This is a genomic window from Marinihelvus fidelis (genome assembly GCF_008725655.1).
GTDB classification, from domain to species: domain Bacteria; phylum Pseudomonadota; class Gammaproteobacteria; order Xanthomonadales; family SZUA-36; genus Marinihelvus; species Marinihelvus fidelis.
The window spans coordinates 1-20438 of sequence record NZ_VYXP01000011.1 but is presented as its reverse complement, the minus strand read 5'-3'; the positions used below and the strand labels follow the sequence as shown (position 1 = coordinate 20438).

General features: G+C 63.9%; 18 protein-coding genes. 11 read left to right on the top strand and 7 right to left on the bottom strand.

Annotation, left to right across the window (positions count from 1 at the left end; genetic code table 11):
- The first annotated feature begins 138 nt into the window (after positions 1-138).
- On the top strand, positions 139-1728 hold the full coding sequence (locus F3N42_RS14105; protein ID WP_150865169.1) for an amidohydrolase family protein: 1590 nt from the start codon (positions 139-141) through the stop codon (positions 1726-1728).
- On the opposite strand, the gene F3N42_RS14100 is transcribed toward F3N42_RS14105, so the two are convergent.
- Complete coding sequence (locus tag F3N42_RS14100; RefSeq protein WP_150865167.1) at positions 1705-2247, bottom strand: peroxiredoxin; 543 nt, start codon at positions 2245-2247, stop codon at positions 1705-1707. The genes F3N42_RS14105 and F3N42_RS14100 overlap by 24 nt on opposite strands.
- Positions 2248-2439: 192 nt before the next feature.
- Here F3N42_RS14100 and F3N42_RS14095 point away from each other — a divergent pair, with 192 nt between their 5' ends.
- Both F3N42_RS14095 and F3N42_RS14090 read left to right on the top strand, forming a co-directional pair.
- On the top strand, positions 2440-2664 hold the full coding sequence (locus F3N42_RS14095) for a type II toxin-antitoxin system HigB family toxin (RefSeq protein WP_263595901.1): 225 nt from the start codon (positions 2440-2442) through the stop codon (positions 2662-2664).
- A 15-nt stretch (positions 2665-2679) separates the two neighbouring features.
- Positions 2680-3057: a helix-turn-helix domain-containing protein gene (locus tag F3N42_RS14090; RefSeq protein ID WP_150865165.1), complete on the top strand. Its 378-nt coding sequence runs from the start codon at positions 2680-2682 to the stop codon at positions 3055-3057.
- Between the two features lie 3 nt (positions 3058-3060).
- Here F3N42_RS14090 and F3N42_RS14085 read toward each other — a convergent pair whose 3' ends face one another.
- Genes F3N42_RS14085 through F3N42_RS14075 form a run of 3 tightly spaced genes read right to left on the bottom strand, consistent with a single transcriptional unit; the run spans position 3061 to position 6427 of the window.
- Positions 3061-4233: an ABC transporter permease gene (locus F3N42_RS14085; protein ID WP_150865163.1), complete on the bottom strand. Its 1173-nt coding sequence runs from the start codon at positions 4231-4233 to the stop codon at positions 3061-3063.
- Positions 4230-4964, bottom strand: coding sequence for an ABC transporter ATP-binding protein (locus F3N42_RS14080; protein ID WP_150865161.1), 735 nt, complete (start codon positions 4962-4964; stop codon positions 4230-4232). The genes F3N42_RS14085 and F3N42_RS14080 overlap by 4 nt, the downstream gene beginning before the upstream one ends.
- Positions 4961-6427, bottom strand: a complete 1467-nt coding sequence (locus F3N42_RS14075; protein WP_191621444.1) for an alpha/beta fold hydrolase — start codon at positions 6425-6427, stop codon at positions 4961-4963. Before F3N42_RS14075 ends, F3N42_RS14080 begins: the two co-directional genes overlap by 4 nt.
- Before the next feature lie 184 nt (positions 6428-6611).
- Here F3N42_RS14075 and F3N42_RS14070 point away from each other — a divergent pair, with 184 nt between their 5' ends.
- The 3 genes from F3N42_RS14070 (at position 6612) to F3N42_RS14060 (ending at position 9557) form a co-directional block, all read left to right on the top strand.
- A complete protein-coding gene (locus F3N42_RS14070; RefSeq protein ID WP_150865157.1) occupies positions 6612-7547 on the top strand; it encodes an ABC transporter ATP-binding protein in 936 nt (311 codons plus the stop codon).
- Positions 7544-8320 (top strand): ABC transporter permease, encoded by a 777-nt coding sequence (locus F3N42_RS14065; RefSeq protein ID WP_150865155.1) that lies wholly within the window; start codon positions 7544-7546, stop codon positions 8318-8320. Before F3N42_RS14070 ends, F3N42_RS14065 begins: the two co-directional genes overlap by 4 nt.
- A gap of 97 nt (positions 8321-8417) precedes the next feature.
- Positions 8418-9557, top strand: coding sequence for an acyl-CoA desaturase (locus tag F3N42_RS14060; protein ID WP_224784952.1), 1140 nt, complete (start codon positions 8418-8420; stop codon positions 9555-9557).
- A gap of 196 nt (positions 9558-9753) precedes the next feature.
- On the opposite strand, the gene F3N42_RS14055 is transcribed toward F3N42_RS14060, so the two are convergent.
- Entirely contained in the window at positions 9754-10821 is a 1068-nt protein-coding gene (locus F3N42_RS14055) for a Vgb family protein (protein WP_224784951.1), read from the bottom strand.
- Between the two features lie 99 nt (positions 10822-10920).
- Between F3N42_RS14055 and F3N42_RS14050 the strand changes: the two genes are divergently transcribed.
- On the top strand, positions 10921-11412 hold the full coding sequence (locus F3N42_RS14050) for an FKBP-type peptidyl-prolyl cis-trans isomerase (RefSeq protein WP_150865153.1): 492 nt from the start codon (positions 10921-10923) through the stop codon (positions 11410-11412).
- A 3-nt stretch (positions 11413-11415) separates the two neighbouring features.
- On the opposite strand, the gene F3N42_RS14045 is transcribed toward F3N42_RS14050, so the two are convergent.
- Positions 11416-13200 carry an ABC transporter ATP-binding protein gene (locus tag F3N42_RS14045; protein ID WP_150865151.1) on the bottom strand — a complete coding sequence of 595 codons (1785 nt, stop codon included), beginning with the start codon at positions 13198-13200 and terminating at the stop codon, positions 11416-11418.
- Positions 13201-13465: 265 nt separating this feature from the next.
- On the opposite strand from F3N42_RS14045, the gene F3N42_RS14040 reads away from it, so the two are divergent.
- The 3 genes from F3N42_RS14040 (at position 13466) to F3N42_RS14030 (ending at position 17370) form a co-directional block, all read left to right on the top strand.
- On the top strand, positions 13466-14845 hold the full coding sequence (locus tag F3N42_RS14040) for a tail fiber domain-containing protein (protein WP_150865149.1): 1380 nt from the start codon (positions 13466-13468) through the stop codon (positions 14843-14845).
- Positions 14846-14919: 74 nt separating this feature from the next.
- Entirely contained in the window at positions 14920-16815 is a 1896-nt protein-coding gene (locus F3N42_RS14035; protein WP_150865147.1) for a M1 family metallopeptidase, read from the top strand.
- Between the two features lie 117 nt (positions 16816-16932).
- The gene (locus tag F3N42_RS14030; RefSeq protein WP_150865145.1) at positions 16933-17370 is read left to right on the top strand and encodes a hypothetical protein; all 438 of its coding nucleotides are present in this window, start codon (positions 16933-16935) and stop codon (positions 17368-17370) included.
- A 12-nt stretch (positions 17371-17382) separates the two neighbouring features.
- On the opposite strand, the gene F3N42_RS14025 is transcribed toward F3N42_RS14030, so the two are convergent.
- Positions 17383-18600, bottom strand: a complete 1218-nt coding sequence (locus F3N42_RS14025) for a sialidase family protein (protein ID WP_224784950.1) — start codon at positions 18598-18600, stop codon at positions 17383-17385.
- 26 nt (positions 18601-18626) lie between these two features.
- Here F3N42_RS14025 and F3N42_RS14020 point away from each other — a divergent pair, with 26 nt between their 5' ends.
- Entirely contained in the window at positions 18627-20246 is a 1620-nt protein-coding gene (locus tag F3N42_RS14020; RefSeq protein ID WP_150865143.1) for a carboxylesterase/lipase family protein, read from the top strand.
- Positions 20247-20438 lie beyond the last annotated feature (192 nt).

Below are 20438 nucleotides of genomic sequence, written 5' to 3'. Positions count from 1 at the left end.
CGCCCGATGCCCGGTCGAACATAATATTTGTTCGCCTCAGACATGTGTCCCAACTCCAGGAGTTTTTCTTCTGGCGCTATACTTCCGCACAGCGTCAGTTCAAGCTTAGTTGCCCGGTGCCCTAATACAAGGATTTTCATGAAAAAATTAATATTTTCCGTGCTGGTTTCCTGGGTTGCCTTACACGTTGGCGTGGCCTGGCCAGCGCCTGAGCCGGCCCCGGAAAGGCAGCGCGGCGAGGGGCCGTTTGACCGTCTGGTGTTGCGTGGCGTCATGGTCGTCAACGGCGAAGGTGCACCGCCCATCGGCCCGGCCGACGTACTGGTGGAGGGCAACCGCATCAGCCAGATCAAGGTGCTGGGTATCGTTACGCCGGCGCCCGAAGAAAACCGGATCGAGATCCAGCCGGGCGACCAGGTGCTGGAACTGGACGGACACTGGCTGCTACCCGGGTTTGTCGACATGCATGGGCATTTTGGTGGTGATGACCAGGGCGTTCCGGCCGAGTACGTGGCCAAGCTGTGGCTGGCCCATGGTGTGACGACGGTGCGCGAGCCCGGCAGTTTCAACGGCCTGGAATGGGTGCTGGGACACCAGCGCCGCAGCGCGAACAATACCATCGCGGCGCCGCGCATCGTGCCTTATGTTGGCTTCGGCATGGGGCATGACGGGCCATTCACTGCGCCGGACCAGGCGCGAGAGTGGGTGCGCGACGTGGCTGGGCAGGGTGCCGCGGGCGTGAAGTTCTTTGGCGCGCCACGCGACATCATGCTGGCCGCGCTGGACGAAATGGGCGAGCGCGGCCTGGGCGGCGCGATGCATCACGCCCAGCTCGACGTGGTGAACTGGAACGTCCTCGATTCCGCCCGCAATGGCATGACCACCATGGAGCACTGGTACGGCCTGCCTGAGGCCATGTTCGAGGGCCAGGTGATCCAGGACTACCCGTTGGACTACAACTACGCCAACGAGCAGCACCGATTCGGCGAAGCCGGGCGCCTTTGGCAGCAGACTGCCGCGCCCGGTTCGGAAAAATGGAATGCCGTGCGCGACGAACTGATCGCGCTGGACTTCACTCTCGACCCGACGCTGACCATCTACGAGGCCAGCCGCGACCTGATGCGGGAGATGAATGCCGACTGGCACGAAGACTACACGCACCCGGCGCTGTGGTCCTTCTTCCAGCCCTCATTCGAGGCCCACGGTTCGTACTGGTTCGACTGGACCACGGCCGACGAAATTGCCTGGAAGGAAAACTTCCGCCTGTGGATGCAGTTCCTGGACGATTACAAGAACCATGGCGGGCGCGTCACCCTGGGTTCTGACTCCGGATACATCTGGAAGACCTATGGCTTTGGCTACATCCGCGAAATGGAGTTGCTGCAGGAAGCCGGCTTCCACCCGCTGGAAGTGCTGCGCTCGGCCACCTGGAACGGCGCCGAGGTGCTGGGCATGGACGGTGAGATCGGCTCCATCCGGGTTGGCAAGCTGGCCGACCTGGTGGTGGTGCCGGACAACCCGCTGCGCAACTTCAAGGTGCTGTACGCCACCGGCCATTTCAAACTCGATGACGACGGTGTGCCGATGCGCACATCGGGTATCCGCTACACCATCAAGGATGGCATCGTTTACGACGTGGCCGAGTTGCTCGCCGATGTGCGCAAGATCGTTGCCGCGGCCCGTGCAGGTGACGCGGCACCCGACTCAGCTGCCGGCATCTCCCCGTAACGACTGGATATCGGCCAGCACGTCCTGGGTATGGGTGTCGGGGTCGACGTCGTCATAGTGCTTGGCGACGTTGCCCTGCGGGTCAACCAGGAAAGTCTGCCGGCTGGCCAGCTTCATCAGCTTGAAGTCGCGCAGCACACCGTAGCGCCCGCTCACCTCGCCGCCCTGGTCGGCCAGCAGCGTGAACGGCAGCTTGTACTTGGTCGCGAACGCCTTGTGTGAATCCACGTCATCCACGCTGATGCCCACGACCGCGGCGTCAATGGCCTGGAACTGGTAGATGTTGTCGCGGAAGTTGCAGGCCTCGGTGGTGCAGCCCGGGGTGTCGTCTTTGGGGTAGAAGTACACCGCCAGCCATTGGCCCTGGTAATCAGCCAGTTCATGCCACTCGCCGTTCTGGTCCTGCAGCCGGAAATCGGGTGCCGCGGAGCCAACGGCCGGCGGTTCGCCGGCGCTCGCGACAACTGCGAATAAGCCCGCCGCAAGGGTGACAATGCCTGCTAACGCTTTCCTGAACATGGCTATAACTCCGGGCAAAAGGTCAGGTCATGGTACGGCATGACGAACATGGACTACAGCCCTTCGGGTTGAAATACTATTGTTTAAGTCCCAAAATGGGACTAACGTAGCTTGATGCGAATCATAGCGCTATCAACCATGCGTGCTTTCTGGGAGCGGTCGTCTGACCGATCAGATGCCATGGAGCCCTGCATGGCCTGGTACCGCGAGGCGCTGAAAGCCGACTGGTCGATGCCCAGTGATGTGAAGGTGCAGTTCGGGACGGCCAGCATCCTCAGGGACGGGCGAGTCGTGTTCAATATCGCGGGCAACAAATATCGCCTGGTGGTGTGGATCAATTACGCGTATGCAGTGGTGTACATCCGCTTTATCGGTGCTCACGCGGAATATGACTCGATCGACGCGCAAACCATATAGATTTTGAGGCCTGGTATGGACATTCAACCCATCAAGAACGAAGGCGATTATCGACGCACGTTGAAAGTAATCGAAGGCCTGATGGACGCGCGGTTGAACACCATTGAAGGTGACCGCCTTGACGTCCTGGTGACCCTGGTCGAAGCGTACGAACGCAACCACTACCCGATCGACTTTCCCGATCCGGTGGAAGCGATTAAATTCCGCATGGAGCAGCAGGGCCTGACGGTGGACGACCTGGTGCCGGTCATCGGGCGAAAGAACCGTGTCTATGAAATTCTTGCCCGCAAACGACCGCTCACCCTTCGGATGATCGAAGGCCTGCACGAAAGGTTTGCCATTCCGGCAGAAAGCCTGCTGAAACGCCCTTCCGGGGCTGCGGCCGCCAGGTAGCGGTTAACCGAAGATGACCCTGGGACGGTTGAACAGTGTCGCCGCGAATGCGGCCAGCAACAGGCCCAGCAATAGTGTGCCGCCCGAGGAAATATATAGCCAAGACATCGGCACGACTTCGCCGCGCAGGAACTCGGCGATCAACAGGTTCTGGCTGAACATCGGGATGGTCATCATCCAGGTTTCCGGCGACGTGGGGTTCACCATGAACAGCATCGACGGGATCATCGGGATGAAGATCACCAGGCCCATGTAGGACTGGGCCTCGCGGAAGCCCTTGGCAAACGTGGCCAGCATGGTCAGCAGTGACGCCGCCAGCACGGCCACCGGGCCCACCACCAGCAGCATCTTGGCGATCATGCCGCTGCCAAGCTCCAGGTCGATGCCCAGTGCGCCGGTGGGCATGAACGGTATCGCCAGTTTGAAACTCACCAGGGTCAGCAGCAGCGAGGCCAGTGCGAACGCCGTGCAGGCCAGCATCTTGCCGGTCATGACCTGCCAGCGTGGCACCGGGTTGATCAGCAGCGGTTCCAGTGACTTGCGTTCCTTTTCGCCGGCGGTCGCGTCAATGGCGATATGCATGCCGCCGGTAAACGCCGTGATCATCAGGAAATAGGGCAGGAAAATCATCGCCAGCGCGCCGCGGCTCTGCGGTGTGGACAGGTCGACATCCTTCACCATCAATGGCGACGATACGCTGGGCGCAACACCACGCAGCTGTAGCCGCAGGGTCCCGATCTGCTGGCCATAGGCGCCGAGCAGGCGCTTGACCCTGCGCATGGGGATGTCCGATTCGCGCCTGGACGGGTCGGCAATGACCTCCACCAGCGCCGGTTCACCGGCGTTCCACTGCTCGCCGAAGCCATCCGGGATACGGATGATGGCGGCATGGGACTGGTCGCGCACGGCCGCCTCAGGATTCTCGGGCGCTTCAAGCACCACCAGGCCCTGCTGCTCCAGGAAGCGCACCAGGTTGGGCGCGTTCTGCGCGCCGACGACCGGGATTTCCAGTGTTTCCTCGGCCCGCTGTTCCTGCTTGACCACGGCGAAGTAGCTCAGGCCGATGATCAGGAACGGGAACAGGATCGGCCCCAGCAGCAGCGAGTTGAAGGCAGCGCGGCGGTCACGCAGGTTCTCGCGGATTTCCTTGCGGAAGACAGTCCAGAGTCCGTTCATGCCAGCAGCCCCTCGTCCGAACCGATCAGTTTGACGAACGCGTCCTCGACGTTGTCGCAGCCACTCATCTGCAGCAGCTCCTCCGGTGTGCCGTCCGCGGCGATCTTGCCCGCGGCGATAATGACGATGCGGTCACACAGTGCCGCCACCTCCTGCATGATGTGCGTGGACAGCACCACGGAGTGTCCGGCCGATTTCAAGTCGCGGATGTAGTGGCGCAACGCGCGGGTGGTCATCACGTCCAGGCCATTGCTGGGCTCATCCATCAGCACCGTCTGCGGCTCGTGGATCATGGCGCGGGCGATGGCGACCTTGACCCGTTGGCCCTGTGAGAAGCCGTCGGTCTTGCGGTCGATGAAATCTTCCATGTTCAGCCGTGCGGCCAGGCGCTCGGTGCGTTCCGCGATGACCGATTTTGACAGGCCGTGCAGTTCACCGTAGTAGGCGATGTTCTCGCGTGCGCTCAGGCGCTTGTACAGGCCGCGGCTGTCGGGCACCACGCCAAGGGTGCGCTTGATGGCCATGGCATCTTTCGTCGGGTCCAGGCCGTCGATGCGGATCTCGCCGGCATCGGGGGGCAGCAGCGAGTAGAGCATGCGCAGCGTGGTGGTCTTGCCGGCGCCGTTGGGGCCCAACAGGCCGGTAATCTGGCCGTCGTGCGCGGTGAACGACACGCCGCGCACGGCGCGCACGTCACCGAAGCTCTTTTCCAGGTTGCGGACTTCAATCATGGCTCGGGCCCCAGCAAGGTAGTGAAGAAGGGACTGCCTTCGATGTCGTCGACGCACGCAGTATCGACTTCGTCGACGCTGCCGGTGGTGATGAAATCTGTCGCCACCTGCTGCAGGCAGACGTTGCGCAGCACCGAGTGGCCCAGGCCGTCGGCCACCAGGTCCAGGTGATTGGGGTAGGCGGCGGCGGCGCGGGTGGCATAGGCAGGTGGCGTGACCGGGTCACGTTCGCCGGACAGCAGCAGGACCGGCAGCTCGGCCTGGAACGGCTCATGGAAGTCGTCCGGCACCTTGCCGGCGGGCCATTCCCGGCACTGGGCCTGGATGCCCTTGAGCATCAGGTTGCCGATCAGCGTGTCCGAATAGTCCGCGCCGAAATTCATGAAGGGGTAGTCCTCTGCGCACATCACCGACATTTCCATGCCGCGGGCGATCATTTCGCCCAGGTTGCCGACCACCATCATCGCCTGGGTCGCCAGCCGGTCCAGGCGATCTTCGGTGACCGCCTCGTGCAGCAGCAGCGGCAGCACCGCCTGCGACTCGCTGGAATAGCTGAGGAAGCGGATGGCCACGGCCAGGGTTTCCGCGGTCACGGTCAGCGGTTCCTGTTCGCCGGTGACCGGGTTAATGATGGTGATCGACCGCGGGTTCGACCGCAGGTCCGCCAGCAACCGGGCCAGGCCCTGGCGCGGATCGGGGAAACGCTCGCGGCAGGCCGCGTCCGCGGCACAGTCGTCGAGCACCCGGTTGAGCGCGCTGTCGAGCATCAGCGCGTGCTCCTGGCCCAGTGCGAGTTGCATCGGCACGACGCTGTCCAGGGTCATGGTGCGTACCCGGTCGGGGAATTCGCGCAGGTAGACCTGCGCCGCGCGCGTGCCATAGGACACACCCATGATGTTGACCTGCTCGTAGCCCATGGCGCGGCGCACCGCGTCGACATCGCCGGCGGCAATGGTGGTGGTGTAGTAGCGGGTATCGGCATCCAGGCCGGCCAGGCACTCACGGGCCAGCCGGGCGATTTCGTCGAAGTCGACCTCGGCGTTCAGGTCGGGCATGTCCTCCGCGGGGCACTGCAGCTTATTTGAGCCGCCGGTACCACGCTGGTCGATCATGACAATGTCGCGGGTCTTGTTGATGCCGCGCAGGGAGCCGCGGATCATCGGCCAGGTCTCGGTAGCGGCCTGGCCGGGGCCACCGGCAAAGAAAAACAGCGGGTCCGCTTCGGGTTGCGGGTCGCTGGCATCAGCCACGGCGATATGCAGGCTGATCATGCGGCCGCCAGGTTCGTCGGGGTTCTCCGGCACCTCCAGGCGACCACAGCGGGCGGCCGCGGTGGCGGGAGAACCCGGCATCGACAGCATGCAGTTGGAAAACTCGATGGTGTTGCCATCGGGCAACGCCCACGCGGTGGGCGTGATGGCCGCGATTGCAAGACAGGTGGCGGCCAGGGTGACCTTCTTCATGGTATTTGTTCGCATCTTCTGACGATGACAAGCCTAAGTGCCAGGCACCCGGGTGCGCATGGGTCTGTGGTCACGGTTGTCACTGTTGAATCGATGGGCGCGGATGAGAGGCTCCCCCCGCTGACCTGCGCCCGGGTCGTCCGTATAATAACGCCCCTTCACCCAAGGGGACAGCCGCCAAGCCATGCTCGCACTCGAAGTCGACAATCTGCGCAAGACCTACAGCAACGGCGTCGAGGCGTTGAAAGGCGCGTCCCTGGGCGTCGAGGAAGGCGACTTCTTCGCGCTGCTGGGTCCCAACGGTGCCGGCAAGTCGACGATGATCGGCATCATTTCGTCGCTGGTGAACGCCACCGGTGGCGATGTGCGCGTGTTTGGCGCCAGTGTCCGCAAGCAGCGCTCGCTGGCCATGAGCTACCTGGGGCTGGTCCCGCAGGAGCTGAACTTCAACCAGTTCGAGAAGCCGCTGGAGATTGTCGTCAACCAGGCCGGGTTCTACGGTATTCCCAAGCGCATCGCCGCCGAGCGTGGCGAGCACTACCTGAAGAAGCTGCAACTGTGGGACAAGCACGACAAGCCGTCGCGAATGTTGTCCGGCGGCATGAAGCGGCGCCTGATGATCGCTCGTGCCATGGTCAACCAGCCGCGCCTGCTGATCCTGGACGAGCCCACCGCCGGCGTGGACATCGAAATCCGCCGGTCCATGTGGGAACTGGTCGAGGAAATCAACGCGGCCGGCACGACCGTGATCCTGACTACGCATTACCTGGAAGAGGCGGAGCAACTGTGCCGCAACATTGCCATCATCAACCATGGCCAGATCGTCGAGAACACCAGCATGCGCGAATTGCTGGGCAAGCTGGATATCGAGACCTTCGTGCTGGACCTGCGTGAGCCGATCCACGAGGCGCCGGAGTTGCCGGACATGGCCATCAGCCTGCGCGACGAGAACACGCTGGAAGTGACCGTGCCCAAGAGCAAGTCAGTCAATGCACTGTTCGCCGACCTCGACGAGCGCGGCATCCACGTGCTGAGCATGCGCAACAAGGCCAACCGCCTTGAAGAACTGTTCATGCGCCTGGTCGATGAAGGCCATGGCAGCGCGGAGGACGCGGCATGAACCAGGCGCAAGTCAACTGGGTGGGCTATCGCACCATCGTGCGCAAGGAAATCACCCGCATCCTGCGCATCTGGGCGCAGACGCTGGTGCCGCCGGCCATCACCATGACGCTGTATTTCCTGATCTTCGGCAAGATCATCGGCAGTCGTATCGGCGAAATGGGTGACTTCGACTACATGCTGTTCATCGTCCCCGGCCTGGTGATGATGTCGGTGATCACCAATTCCTACGGCAACATGGTGTCGTCGTTTTTCGGCGCCAAGTTCGGCCGCCATATCGAGGAGTTGCTGGTATCGCCGCTGCCCAACTGGGTCATCCTGGCCGGTTACGTGACCGGCGCGCTGACCCGCGGCGTGCTGGTCGGCCTGGTGGTGCTGATGGTGTCGATGTTCTTCACCGAGATCCGCATCGAGCACCCGTTGATTACCCTAAGTGTCCTGCTGCTGACGGCAATCGTGTTTTCGATGGCCGGCATGGTCAATGCCATCTTCGCGCGCAAATTCGACGATATCGCGATTATCCCGACCTTCGTGCTGACGCCGCTGACCTACCTGGGCGGTGTGTTCTATTCCATCGACCTGCTGCCACCGTTCTGGGAAAAGGTCTCGGCCTTCAACCCGATCCTCTACATGGTCAACGGGTTCCGCTACGGCATGCTGGGCACCTCGGACGTGCCGATTGGCTGGTCGTTCGCGCTGATCGGCGTGTTCATGGTAGGCCTGGCGTGGGTCTGCCTGTGGCTGCTGCACGCCGGCAAGGGCCTGCGCAGTTGAGCCCTGCAGCACCGGAAATCAAGCGCTTAGAATTTTTTAACGTTCCCTAAGCCCGCGTCGACTACAATACGCGGCCAAACAAGTCTGTAACTGGCACATGAATACATATCCCAAATCCTCAAACATGGATGAAGGCCAGCGTAACTGGCCCGTCACCCTCACCCTGGGCCTGACCTTCGCGGCGGCGGTCATCGCCGTGCCGTGGTATGGCATCGCCGTTGGTTTCAGCGGCTGGGCATGGGCGTTTTTCTTCATCTTCCTGCTGGCCGGCGGCGTCGGCATCGGCAGCGGTTACCATCGCCTGTGGTCACACCGCACCTACACCGCCAGCCGGCCGCTGCAGTGGTTCCTGGCCGTCATCGGCGGCATGTCACTGCAGAACAGCATCCTGATCTGGAGCGCCCGTCACCGCGTGCATCACCGCGACGTAGACGACAACGACAAGGATCCGTACTCCATCGGCCGTGGCTTCTGGTTCGCGCATGTCGGTTGGATGCTGCGTGACTACAAGAGCGGCGTGGTCGACGAGACCATCGTCCCGGACCTGAAGAAGAACCCGGTCGTCATGTGGCAGCACAATCATTACCTGTCGCTGGTGCTGGTGACCAACGTGGTCCTGCCGCTGGCCCTGGGCTGGATGGTCGGTGACATGTGGGGTGTGTTCCTGCTGGCCGGCCTGGCGCGCCTGGTGGTCAATCACCACGTGACCTTTTTCATCAACTCGCTGGCGCACATGTGGGGTAGCCAGCCCTACACCGACGAAAACAGCGCGCGGGACAACGGGTTCCTGGCCATCATCACCTACGGCGAGGGCTACCATAACTATCATCACCTGTTCCAGGCCGACTACCGCAACGGCATCAAGTGGCACCACTTCGACCTGAACAAATGGTTTATCGCCAGCTGCGCCGCCATGGGCCTGGCCAGCGACCTGAAGCGCACGCCCGAGTTCAAGATCGAGCGCGCCCGCCTGGACATGGAGTTCAAGCGCGCCCGCCAGCGCCTGGAAGCGCACGAGTCCAACCCGAAGTGGAAGGACCTGGTGGAAACGCTGGAGCACGAGTACGAGCAGTTCCTGGCCACGGTCAAGGAATGGCAGGCGCTGCAGGTTGAGCGCATGCAGCATGGCAAGCAGGTGCTCGCGGAGAAGCTGGATGCCAGCTTCCACGAACTCGAAGACGCCCTGCGCATGCAGCGCAAGCGCCTGACGCTCCTGACGGCGCAACTCGCCGTCTGACGGCGCCAGTCGTCACCTGAACGGCGCCGCGCGCCGCCTGGCGCGGGACCGTGTCGCGGGTCCGGGAGAGGCTTTGGGCCTTTTCCGGACCCGCTCAAGTCCATCCATGGATCGCTCATCGGCGGCATCCCTGCCGCCGAAGGTCCGGAAAAGACCCAAAGCCTCCCCCGAACGGGTCACGCTTTCGCGTCACGCGTCACGGCAGTATCGCCTGGCCGAGGTTGTTCGTGTCGGTGCCGAACCAGATGGCGTTGCGTTCCGGGTCGAAGACCATGTGGCGGACCGCACCGGCGCCGGAGGGGATGGGCGTGATGCTGAAGAAGGTTTCTGATTCCGGGTCGAAGCCGACGAACTGGTCGACGTCCGGGTGGGTTTCGACCTGCCAGACGCGGTCCTGGGCATCGACCTCGATGGCGTAGGGGCCGGACTGTTCGCTGGGGTTGCGGTACTCGACGAAGGCGCCGGTGGCCGGGTCATAGCTGCCCAGCCAGCCTTCGGAGTAATCGGTGTACCAGACACGGTCATCGCTGGTGATGGCCAGGCGGCGCAGTCGGGATGCTTCGCGTGGGGTGCGGATGACTTCCAGTTCCAGTGTTTTCGCGTCGACCCGCGCGAGAGCGTTGGTGCCGAGCAGGGCGATCCACGGGTTGCCGGCGGAATCCAGCTTGATGCCGTAGGGGCGGGCGCGGTCGATGGGCACGTCGATGGTCTCGATGCTGCCGTTGCGCTTGTCCAGGCGGCCGATCACGTTGCTCCACTGCGCGGTAAACCACAGGTAGGCGCCGCTGTCGAAGACCATCGTGTGGGGGTCCTTCACCGCGTCATCGGGCATGGTGTAGCGCACCATCTCGCCCGAGTTGGGGTTCATCTTGCCGATGTAGGCCTGGCGGTTGCCGGCGATCCACAGCGAGGCGTCGCGATCGACGACCACGGTATGCGGCCCGGTTCCGGGCGGCAGGTCGAACTTCGAAAACTCCTCCGTGTCCGGGTCGAAATGGGCCACGTAGTCGCCACCCTGGCCCACCAGCCAGATGGTGCCATTGGGGGCGACATCGGGGTCGCGCGGCCGGGAAGACTCCCAGGGCACAGGCCACTCGGTGATGTCCACGGGAATATTGACCGCCGCCACGGGTGCGGGCTCCACCGCGCGCGGGCTGGTATCCAGCGCGGCTTCGGCGTCGCCGGGCTCGGTGGGCTGTGCCTGCGCGGCGGAGACGGCCAGTACGGCCGCAAGTGAAGAGGCCAGGATCAGTGTGTGACGCATGATGTTCTCCGTAACTGTGGACACTGCCCGGCATTCTAACAGCGGGTATAATGCGCGGTCCTGCCGCCCCGGCGGCCGATTCACCCAGGGTCAGTACCTATGAATATCGAGAAAGAGAAGGTCGTTTCGTTCCACTACACGCTGACGAACGACGACGGCGAAACGCTGGATTCTTCGCGCGAGCGCGGTGAGCCGATGAGCTACCTGCACGGCGCGGGCAACATTATCCCGGGCCTGGAAAAACAGCTCGAGGGCAAGGCCGCCGGAGACGCCTTCCAGGTGACCGTGCCGCCCGCCGAGGCCTATGGCGAGCGCCAGGAAGCCAATGTCCAGCGCCTGCCGCTGAAGAAACTGGGAGTTTCCGCCAACCAGCTTCAGCCCGGCATGATCCTGAACCTGCAGACCAACCAGGGCCCGGCCCAGGTGACGGTGCTGAAAGTCGGCCGCTTCAATGTCGACGTCGACGCCAACCACCCGCTGGCTGGCCAGCCGCTGAACTTCGACGTGGAAGTCATGGACGTGCGTGACGCCACCGACGAAGAGAAGGAACACGGCCACGCCCACGGTCCGGGCGGGCACGACCACGGCTAAACGTCAGTCGCCGGCCGAGCCGGTCTGCACGTCCCACAGCCCCTGGTAGATACCGCCACGACGGATCAGTTCGTCGTGGCGCCCCGTCTCGACAATCCGCCCACTATCGAGCACGCAGATGCGATCGGCGTCGACAATGGTCGACAGCCGGTGGGCGATGACGACCGTCGTCCGGCCCTCGGCGACGCGTTTCATTGAACGCTGGATGGCGGCCTCGGTTTCGTTGTCCACGGCAGACGTGGCCTCGTCCAGGATCAGCACCGGCGGGTCTTTCAACACGGCCCGGGCAATCGACAGTCGCTGGCGCTGGCCGCCGGACAGCTTCTGGCCGCGCTCGCCGACCAGGGTGTCGTAGCCCTGCGGCAGGGTCATGATGAAGTCATGTGCCTCCGCCGCGCGCGCCGCGGCTTCGATGGCGTCATCGCCGGCATCCGGCTGGCCGTAGGCAATGTTTTCGCGCACCGTGCCGTGAAACAGGAATACGTCCTGGCTGACGAAACCGATGGACGCGCGCAGGTCGTGCAGGATCACCCCGTTCAGATCATGCCCATCCAGGGTGATGCGCCCGGCGGTGGGCTCATAGAATCGCAGCAGCAGTTTCACCAGCGTGCTCTTGCCGGAACCGGTTGAGCCCACCAGCGCCAGCGTCTCGCCCGCGGGCAGGTCGATATCGACATCGCTGAGCACCGCCGGGCCGTCGCCGTAGGCAAAGCCGACCTTCTCGAAACGGATATCGCCGCGCACGCCGTCCACCGGCAACGGCTGCTCGCCGGGCCGGACGCGAATCGGTGTTTCCACCAGGTCCAGGATGCGCCGCGTCGATGCCATGGCGCGCTCGTACAGGTCGATGGTCTCGGCCATGCGGGTCAGCGGCCACAACAGCCGCTGGGTCAGGAACACCAGCACGCTGTAGGCGCCGGCGTTCAGCTCGCCGTCCAGCACCAGCTTGCCGCCATAGACCAGCGTGGCCACGAAACCGGCCATGATGGCCATGCGGATGATCGGGATAAACGCCGAGGAAATGCGGATCGCGCGGCGGTTCGCCTCCACGTACGCTTCGCTGTCCTCACCCAGTCGATCCAGCTCGTGGCTTTCCCGGGTAAAACTCTTGATGGTGGCGATGCCGCTGATGTTGTTGGCCAGCCGGGTGCTGAGGAAGCCGACCCGCTCGCGCACCTCGGCGTACAGTGGCTGCGCCCGGCGCTGGAACCAGAATGCGCCGATGATGATCACCGGAATGGGCGTGAACGCCATCAGTGCGATCGGCGGCGACAGGTAGAAGAACACCGCGCCTACCGAGACCACGGTCACGCCCACCTGGATCAGGTCGCTGGCACCGCCGTTCAGGAACCGCTCCAGCTGGTTGACGTCGTCGTTCAGGATGGCCACCAGCTTGCCGGTGGAGGCGTCTTCAAACCAGGCCATGTCCAGGTCCTGCAGGTGCCCGTAGGCATCCATGCGCAGGTCGTGCTGCAGGCGCTGCGCCAGGTTTCGCCAGGTCACCAGCAACAGGAACTCGAACAGCGATTCAAAGGCCCAGACGCCGACGGTCAGCGCACCCAGCGCGAGCATCTGGTGGAACGGCTCGGCAATGCCCAGGTCGGCCATGAACGACTGGTCCTGCCGCACCACCACGTCGATGGCCATGCCGATGAGGATCTCCGGCATGATGTCGAACAGCTTGTTGAGAATGGAATAGGTGCTGGCGACGATGATGCTGCGACGGTGGCCGCGGGCATAACGGAGCAGGCGCACAAGTGCGCTGAAAGAAGACTGGGTTTTGCTCATCGGGCGAGGTTAGCACAGCCACTAAGCCTTTCTTTTTCGATTTCCATGCCTGCACCAAGCCGTGACTGCTCGACAGGGCGACTGTTGTGAGTGCTTGGCGCCCCCGGCCCGCCTCAACCATGGTGCCCAAAACCCCCACCATCGAAAAAAGTCCAGATTGATGAGGGTATTTCTGTTCGTTTCCTGCTTCTAGTAAGTGAGGGCATGAACTTTCTTGCCTATGCGTCGCGAACATGGGCGCCTTTAGCACACGAGGGGACCACAAATGAACACCACTAGCCGTTTTTGTTGCGTACTGCTGACGGCTGCTTTTCTGTTACCGGCTTTCAATGCCTGGGCAGTCAATCTTATTGGCAATGACCTGTATCTGGATGACGCCACGCCCGCCGTAACCTTTAATGACACCGACGCTGCCAACAGCTACGAATACGTCATTCTGGGCGAGGCGGCGTTTTTTAAAATCAGTGAAGGCGCAACCTCAATTTTCAATCACGACACTAATGGACAGAGTACCGCGGTGGGATATAACGCGTCCTCGGCCGGCGATTACAGCACCGCGCTGGGCAATGGCGCGTCCTCGGGCGGCATTTCCAGCATCGCGCTGGGCTATGGCGCGTCCTCGGGCGGCAATTTAAGCACCGCGCTGGGCGATTCCGCGTCCTCGGACGGCAGTCACAGCACCGCGCTGGGCTTTTCCGCGTCCTCGGGCGGCCTCGGCAGCGGCGCGCTGGGTGTCTACGCGACCTCGGGCGGCGGGCAAAGCACCGCGTTGGGCAATTCCGCGTCTTCGGCCGGTACCAATAGCACCGCACTGGGCTATGGCGCGTCCTCGGCCGGCGCTTACAGCACCGCGATTGGCTACAAGGCCTCGGCCCCAAACCCTGACACCATCATTCTGGGCGAAATCCCGAGTGTAAATTACGGCCTCAATTACACCGCGGTCGCCAATGGGACCACGGACCCCCTGGCCCCGCTGCACATCTTCCGCGACGACGGCACGGCCAGCGTGCTGGTGGTCGAGAACAGCGCGGACCAGGGGCCGCGCACGCTGTTCGAGATCGAGAACAACGGCAACCCGGAGTTCCGCATGACCAACACGGCCATGGGCAATTCCTGGGTGTTCAGCGCCGGTCTGCGGTTCGTGGTCAAGAATAACCAGGGTGACTGGGTGATGCGGGTGACGGATACCGGCAAACTGGAAATTGGTGGCACGCTGCTGGAGATGTCGGACCGTGAGCAGAAACACGCCATCGTGCCGCTGGACAGCGATGTCGTGCTGGAGAAGTTGGTACAGGTACCGATCACCGAATGGGCCTACCGCGACGAGTCGGCCGACCAGCGCCACATTGGCCCGATGGCGCAGGATTTTCATGCCGCCTTCGGCCTGGCCAGCGGCGAAAAGGCGATTTCCGCGCGCGACATGGCCGGCGTCAATATGGCGGCGATCCAAGCACTTGCTGATCGCAACCGGTGGCTTGAATTGAGATACGAACGCCAGGTGAGCCGGAACGACGAGCTGGAAGCGCGTATCGCGGAGCTCGAGTCTGACGCAGACCGGGTCGATGCGCTTCAGGCACGAATAGCTGTGATGGAGCGACTGGTGCCGAACGCGAACCTCGTCTTGACCCAGGGGGAGGCCCCCTGAAGTTGTGATGTCCCGCCGCGCGGTGGGACGGGTGAGGCGATATAATCTGCGGCCGTATTGCACGAGTGTGCCCGATGTTTAGGAATCTTATGCTGTTGGCTGGCGTCGCTATCGCGGTGGCCGGCTGCGAGAAGTCGCCGGAGTACGACCCGGCCCACGACTATTTCACCTACGCCAACTACGACGCCTTCGTCACCGATCACCTGGTGCTGGATCTTGATGTCGATTTCCAGGCGCAGAGCCTGAAGGGTACGGCCTCGTTGCACATGCGCAACCTGCTGCCGACCGAACGGACCGTGATCCTGGACACGCGCGACCTGTCCATCGCCTCGGCCGCGGTACGGCTGGAAGGCGAGGCGCCACAGGCGGCCGCGTTCCGCCTGGGCGAGCGTGACGAGGTTCTGGGGCAGTCGTTGTCGGTCGACTTGCCGGAAGATTTCGACCCGCAGGGTGGTTTCTGGCTCGACATCGACTACCGAACCAGCCCCGAGGCCTCTGCGCTGCAGTGGTTGCCGGCCGAGCTGACCGCGGGCGGCAAGCATCCGCTGGTGTTTTCGCAGTCGCAGGCGATCCACGCGCGCAGCTGGGTGCCGCTGCAGGACACCCCGGCCGTGCGCATCACCTACGAGGCTACGCTGCGCACCCCGCCCAGCATGTTGGCGTTGATGAGTGCCGACAACAACCCGCTGACGCCGCGTACGGGCCGGTACACGTTCAACATGCCGCAGCCGATTCCGTCCTACCTGCTGGCGATCGCGGCGGGCAACCTGTTCTTCGCGCCGATCGGCGCCGAGACCGGGGTCTACTCCGAGCCGGAGTTGCTGGAAGACTCGGCCTGGGAATTCGCCGAGACTCAAGACATGCTGGACCTGGCGGAAACGCAGTTGGGGCCGTACGACTGGGGTCGCTATGACCTGCTGATCCTGCCGCCGTCGTTCCCGTACGGGGGCATGGAGAACCCGCGCCTGTCGTTCATCACCCCCAGTGTCATTGCCGGCGACCGCTCGCTGGTGTCGCTGATTGCCCACGAGCTGGCGCATTCGTGGTCCGGCAACCTGGTGACCAACGCCACCTGGCGCGACATCTGGCTGAACGAGGGCACCACCAGCTACCTGACCGCCCGGCTGATGGAAGACCTGTACAGCAAGGCGCGGGCTGATGAAGAACGCGTACTCGACTGGGAGGCCCTGCAGGCCGACCTGCAGAGGGTGCCGGAACGCTTCCAGGCGCTGGCGCCGAAGATTCTGCCGGCCGATGGCGAAGGCGCGCAGCAGGCGATGTACTACGCCAAGGGCCAGTTCTTCCTGGAGCACCTGGAGCGGCTCTTCGGCCGCGCGGTGTTCGACGAGTTCATCATGGGCTACTTCCGCCATTTTGAATGGCAGTCGATCACCACCGAACAGTTCCTGGACTACCTGGACGAGCACCTGCTGACGGCTAACCCGGGCGTGTATACGCGTGAGCAGGCAGGTGAGTGGCTGTACCAGCCCGGCGTGCCCGCCGATTTCGTGCCGCCGGTCTCCGCTTCGCTTGAGGCGGCTGAGAAAGCAGCGCAGGCATTCTCCGCCGGAGAGATCGCGGCCTTTTCCATCGACCACGCGGACTGGAGCCCGCACGCCGTCGTGCACTTCATCAACAGCCTGCCGCCGTCGCTGGATAGCGAGCAACTGGGCCAGGTCGGCAGCGCCTTCGGCTTCAGCCAGTCGCGTAACGCCGAGATCAGCCGTGCCTGGTTTATCCAGGTGGCGCAGCGCCGTTACCAGCCGGCCTACGGCGCGATGGAAGAACACCTGGCGCGCTATGGACGCATGAAGCTGATCGTGCCGGTCTACGCGGCGCTGGTGGCCAACGGCGAAGATGCCGCCCTGGCCGAGCGACTGTTCAAGGCCAACCGCGACAGCTACCACCCGATCGCCGTGCAGGCGATCGAGGGCGCATTCCAGCGCGCGGCCGACAAAGCGAATTCCTGATACGGCAAGCCGACCCCGCTCCCGTGACTTTCGGGGCGGGGTCTGCGTCTTACCCGGTGATAGTGTTTAAGAACGCGGGTCATGCCGGCCCGTGAGCGAGCTGTCACGGGAGAGGTGATGAACGGCAGAATCATAATGTCGCTGCTCAGCGAGCGGCAGGACGGGCCGATCGGTGACGATTGGCGTTACGATCTCCAGGCCAAGGTTTTCCACGGCGCTCTGGCCGACGAAGGCACCATCCATGTGCCCAAGCACAAGCTTTCATCGGGCTGCACCCAGTCACCGCCGGGTCCGCCTGAGCCGGTGATCCTGAATACCGGCGTCATCGGTGATGATGTCCTGGTTCGGCTGCACCTGGACGCGACCGAGGTCGACCTGTTCGTCAACGATCACGGTTGCGCGGAACTGGATGTGCCCCTGCATTGTCCCCGCGCCGGCGAACTGCCGGTCACCCGGGATGTCGAGGTGTCCGTGGGCGTGATGGAGTCGCCGGGATGGATGGGCGAAACGTCCGTGTTCCGCCTGCGGCTTCGGCTGATGGCCGAGTGTGCCTGATCCCGGCGGCGCTCAGTCGCCGAGTGCCTCCAGCGGCACGCGGGTGAACTCCACGTCTTCCTTGTTGGTCGCGTAGGCCACGTACAGGTGGTCGCCCCAGACCACGCTCTTGGGGTAACTGTAGCTGGGCCGCTTGTACTTGCCCTCGTAGCGCAGCGGTTGCATGTCGTCGCCGCCGGCGCGCAGCAGCCAGGCACGGTCAAACACCTGGCCATCATCACTCAGTAACAGCGCCAGCGGGAACCGCGCCTTGTTTTCGACCGGGTTGCCGGCCAGGAACACGGTGCCGTCGGGCAGGTTGCCGGCGCTCTGCTTGGTGCGCGAATCCGGCACGGTGGTCAGCGCCGGCGTGCTCCAGGTCTCGCCGTTATCCGTGCTGACCGAGGCCAGTTTGCGGAACGTGCCCGCCTGGTCGCGGAAAATCATTACCACCGCGCCGTCCGGGCGCAGGAACCAGCTGGGCTCGATCTCCCGGCTGATGGTCGGGTCGTCATGGTCGAGGCGCTGGATCTTGCTGCGGGTCCAGCCGCTGGTGCCCAGCGGGTCATCCGTGTACCACGGCGCCACCAGTAACCCCGGCTGCTCGTGGAACGCGCTCAGGATCCGTCCGCCGGGCAGCGCCCTGGGGTCCTGCTCAAACACGCCCGCCACGGCATTGCCCTGGTGATCCGTCACCGGCGCCAGTTCGGTCCAGTCTTCGCCGTCGGTGCTGCTGCGGAACATCGTGACCCCCTGCACCGGGCCATCGGCCTGGTCCGGCCACTGGTTGATGTACGCGACCAGGGTCTCGCCGTCTGTCCACCAGCCGCCGCTGGTGCGGATGCCGGCGTCCATCGTTGCCGCCAGAGGCTGTGGCGCGGACCATTCGAGCGCGTCGTCACTGTGTGCGAAGACGACGTGGGTGTCGGCGCCGTCCTCGTCTTTCACCGACGACTGCCATTGCGCGTACAGCCGGCCCTTGAACGGCATCAGCACCACGCCGTGGGCGAAGCGGTCATCGTCGGGGCCGGGCCGGAAGATGGTGGCGGTCTCGGTCCCCGGCGCGCGTTCCAGGCCCAGGTCATCGGGACGGGACGGGTCCAGCAGCCCATCGGTGACCGACATCAGCGGTGCTGAATCGGCCAGTGAGCCGGCGGTGACGGCGGTGGCCAGGCCCAGGCTCGCCGCCAGGGCCAGCAGGGTGAATGCTTTTTGGGGATACCGGGTCGAACGGCTAGAATGTCGGGTCATCCACTTCCTCGCGAGGGCTCAAACGAATGTCCGATTCTAACAAGAATGACACCGGTATCTCCGGGCAAACGCGTCGTGATTTCCTGCGCGCCGGCGCCATCGGCGGCAGCCTGCTGGCCATGCCCGCCTGGGTCGCCGCGGCCGGTCGTGGCGAGTCCGCGCCGGAAGCCATGACCCGGAGTGGCCGGGTTCGCGGTTTCTCGGATCGCGGCATGAATGTTTTTCGCGGTATTCCCTATGGCGCGGACACGGCGGCGTACCGGTTCCGGCCGGCCGCGGTCGAGACACCCTGGGACGGCGTACGCGAAGCACTCGAATTTGGCGCCGCGACCCCGCAGCGCCGCGACGCCGAGCCCACCAGCGAGGACTGCCTGTTTCTCAACGTCACCACGCCGGCCCTGCGCGATGGCGGCAAGCGCCCGGTGCTGTTTTATATCCATGGCGGCGGCTACAACAACGGGTCCGGCAGTGACCCGCTGTATGACGGCGTGAACCTGTGCCACCAGGGCGATGTGGTCGTCATTACCGTCAATCACCGCCTGAACCTGTTTGGCTATCTCTACCTGGAGAACCTGGCCGGGCCGGCCTATGCCGATTCCGGCAACGTTGGCCAGCTCGACCTGGTCCAGGCCCTGCAATGGGTGCGTGAACACGCCGCGGAATTTGGCGGTGACCCGGGCAACGTGACCCTGTTCGGCCAGTCTGGCGGCGGCGCCAAGATTGCCACGCTGATGGCCATGCCGGCGGCGAAAGGCCTGTTCCACCGCGCCTGGACCATGAGTGGCCAGCAGGTGACCGGCGCCGGCTCGCGCGCGGCCACCCAGCGCGCCGGGTTGTTTTTCGAAGCCGCGGGCGCGGCCCCGGGTGATGTCGACGCGTTGCTGGCGATGTCCACCGACCAGTTGCTGGAAGCGGCCACGGTCAAGGATTTTTCCCGCGTAGAGGACCGCAGCATTCATTTCTGCCCGGTCATGGATGGCGACGCACTGCCGCGTCACCCGTTTTGGCCGGACGCGCCGCCGCAATCGAAAAACATTCCAATGGTGATTGGCAACACGAAAGACGAGACCCGCGCCTGGGGCCAGGACGAGGATTTCGACCTGGACTGGGACCAGTTGCCGGAGCGAATCGAGAAGCGCCAGTACGTGGATATCTCGCCAGACAAGGTGATCGCCGCCTACCGCGAGATGTACCCGGACTACACACCATCGGAGGTTTACTTTGCGGCCACCACGGCGGGCCGGTCATGGCGCGGCGCGGTGGAAGAGGCCCAGGCGCGGGCCGAGCAGGGCGCGCCGACCTGGGTCTACCAGCTCGACTGGGGTTCACCCATCGAAGGCGGGCGCCGCCGCGCCTTCCACACCCTCGACATCCCGCTGGTGTTCAACAACACGGCCGTGGACGACTCACCCAGCGGCGATGCCGCCGATGCCCGCCGCATGGCGGATCGCATGAGCGGCGCATTGCTGGCCTTCGCGCGCACGGGCAACCCGAATTTCGATGGAATCCCGGCCTGGGATCAGTACACGCTGCCAACTCGCGAAACCATGCTCTTCGACGACCCCAGCCAGATGGCCAACGACCCGCGCGGCGGCGAACGCGCTTTTTACTCGCAGGTGCCTTTCATCCAGCGCGGCACGATTTGACGGTGACGCGTGACGGGTGAGTGGTGAGTAGTGAGTAGTGAGTGGTGAGGAGTTAGGAGTTAGGGGTGCGGGGCCTGGTGGGGCCCCGTGGTGGGGGTGGGGTGGGCTTGGTCCAGGACCTTCCGCGGCCATGGATGGCCGCGGAAGAGCGCCACATGGATGTGCTTGAGCGCGTCCTGGACCAAGCCCACC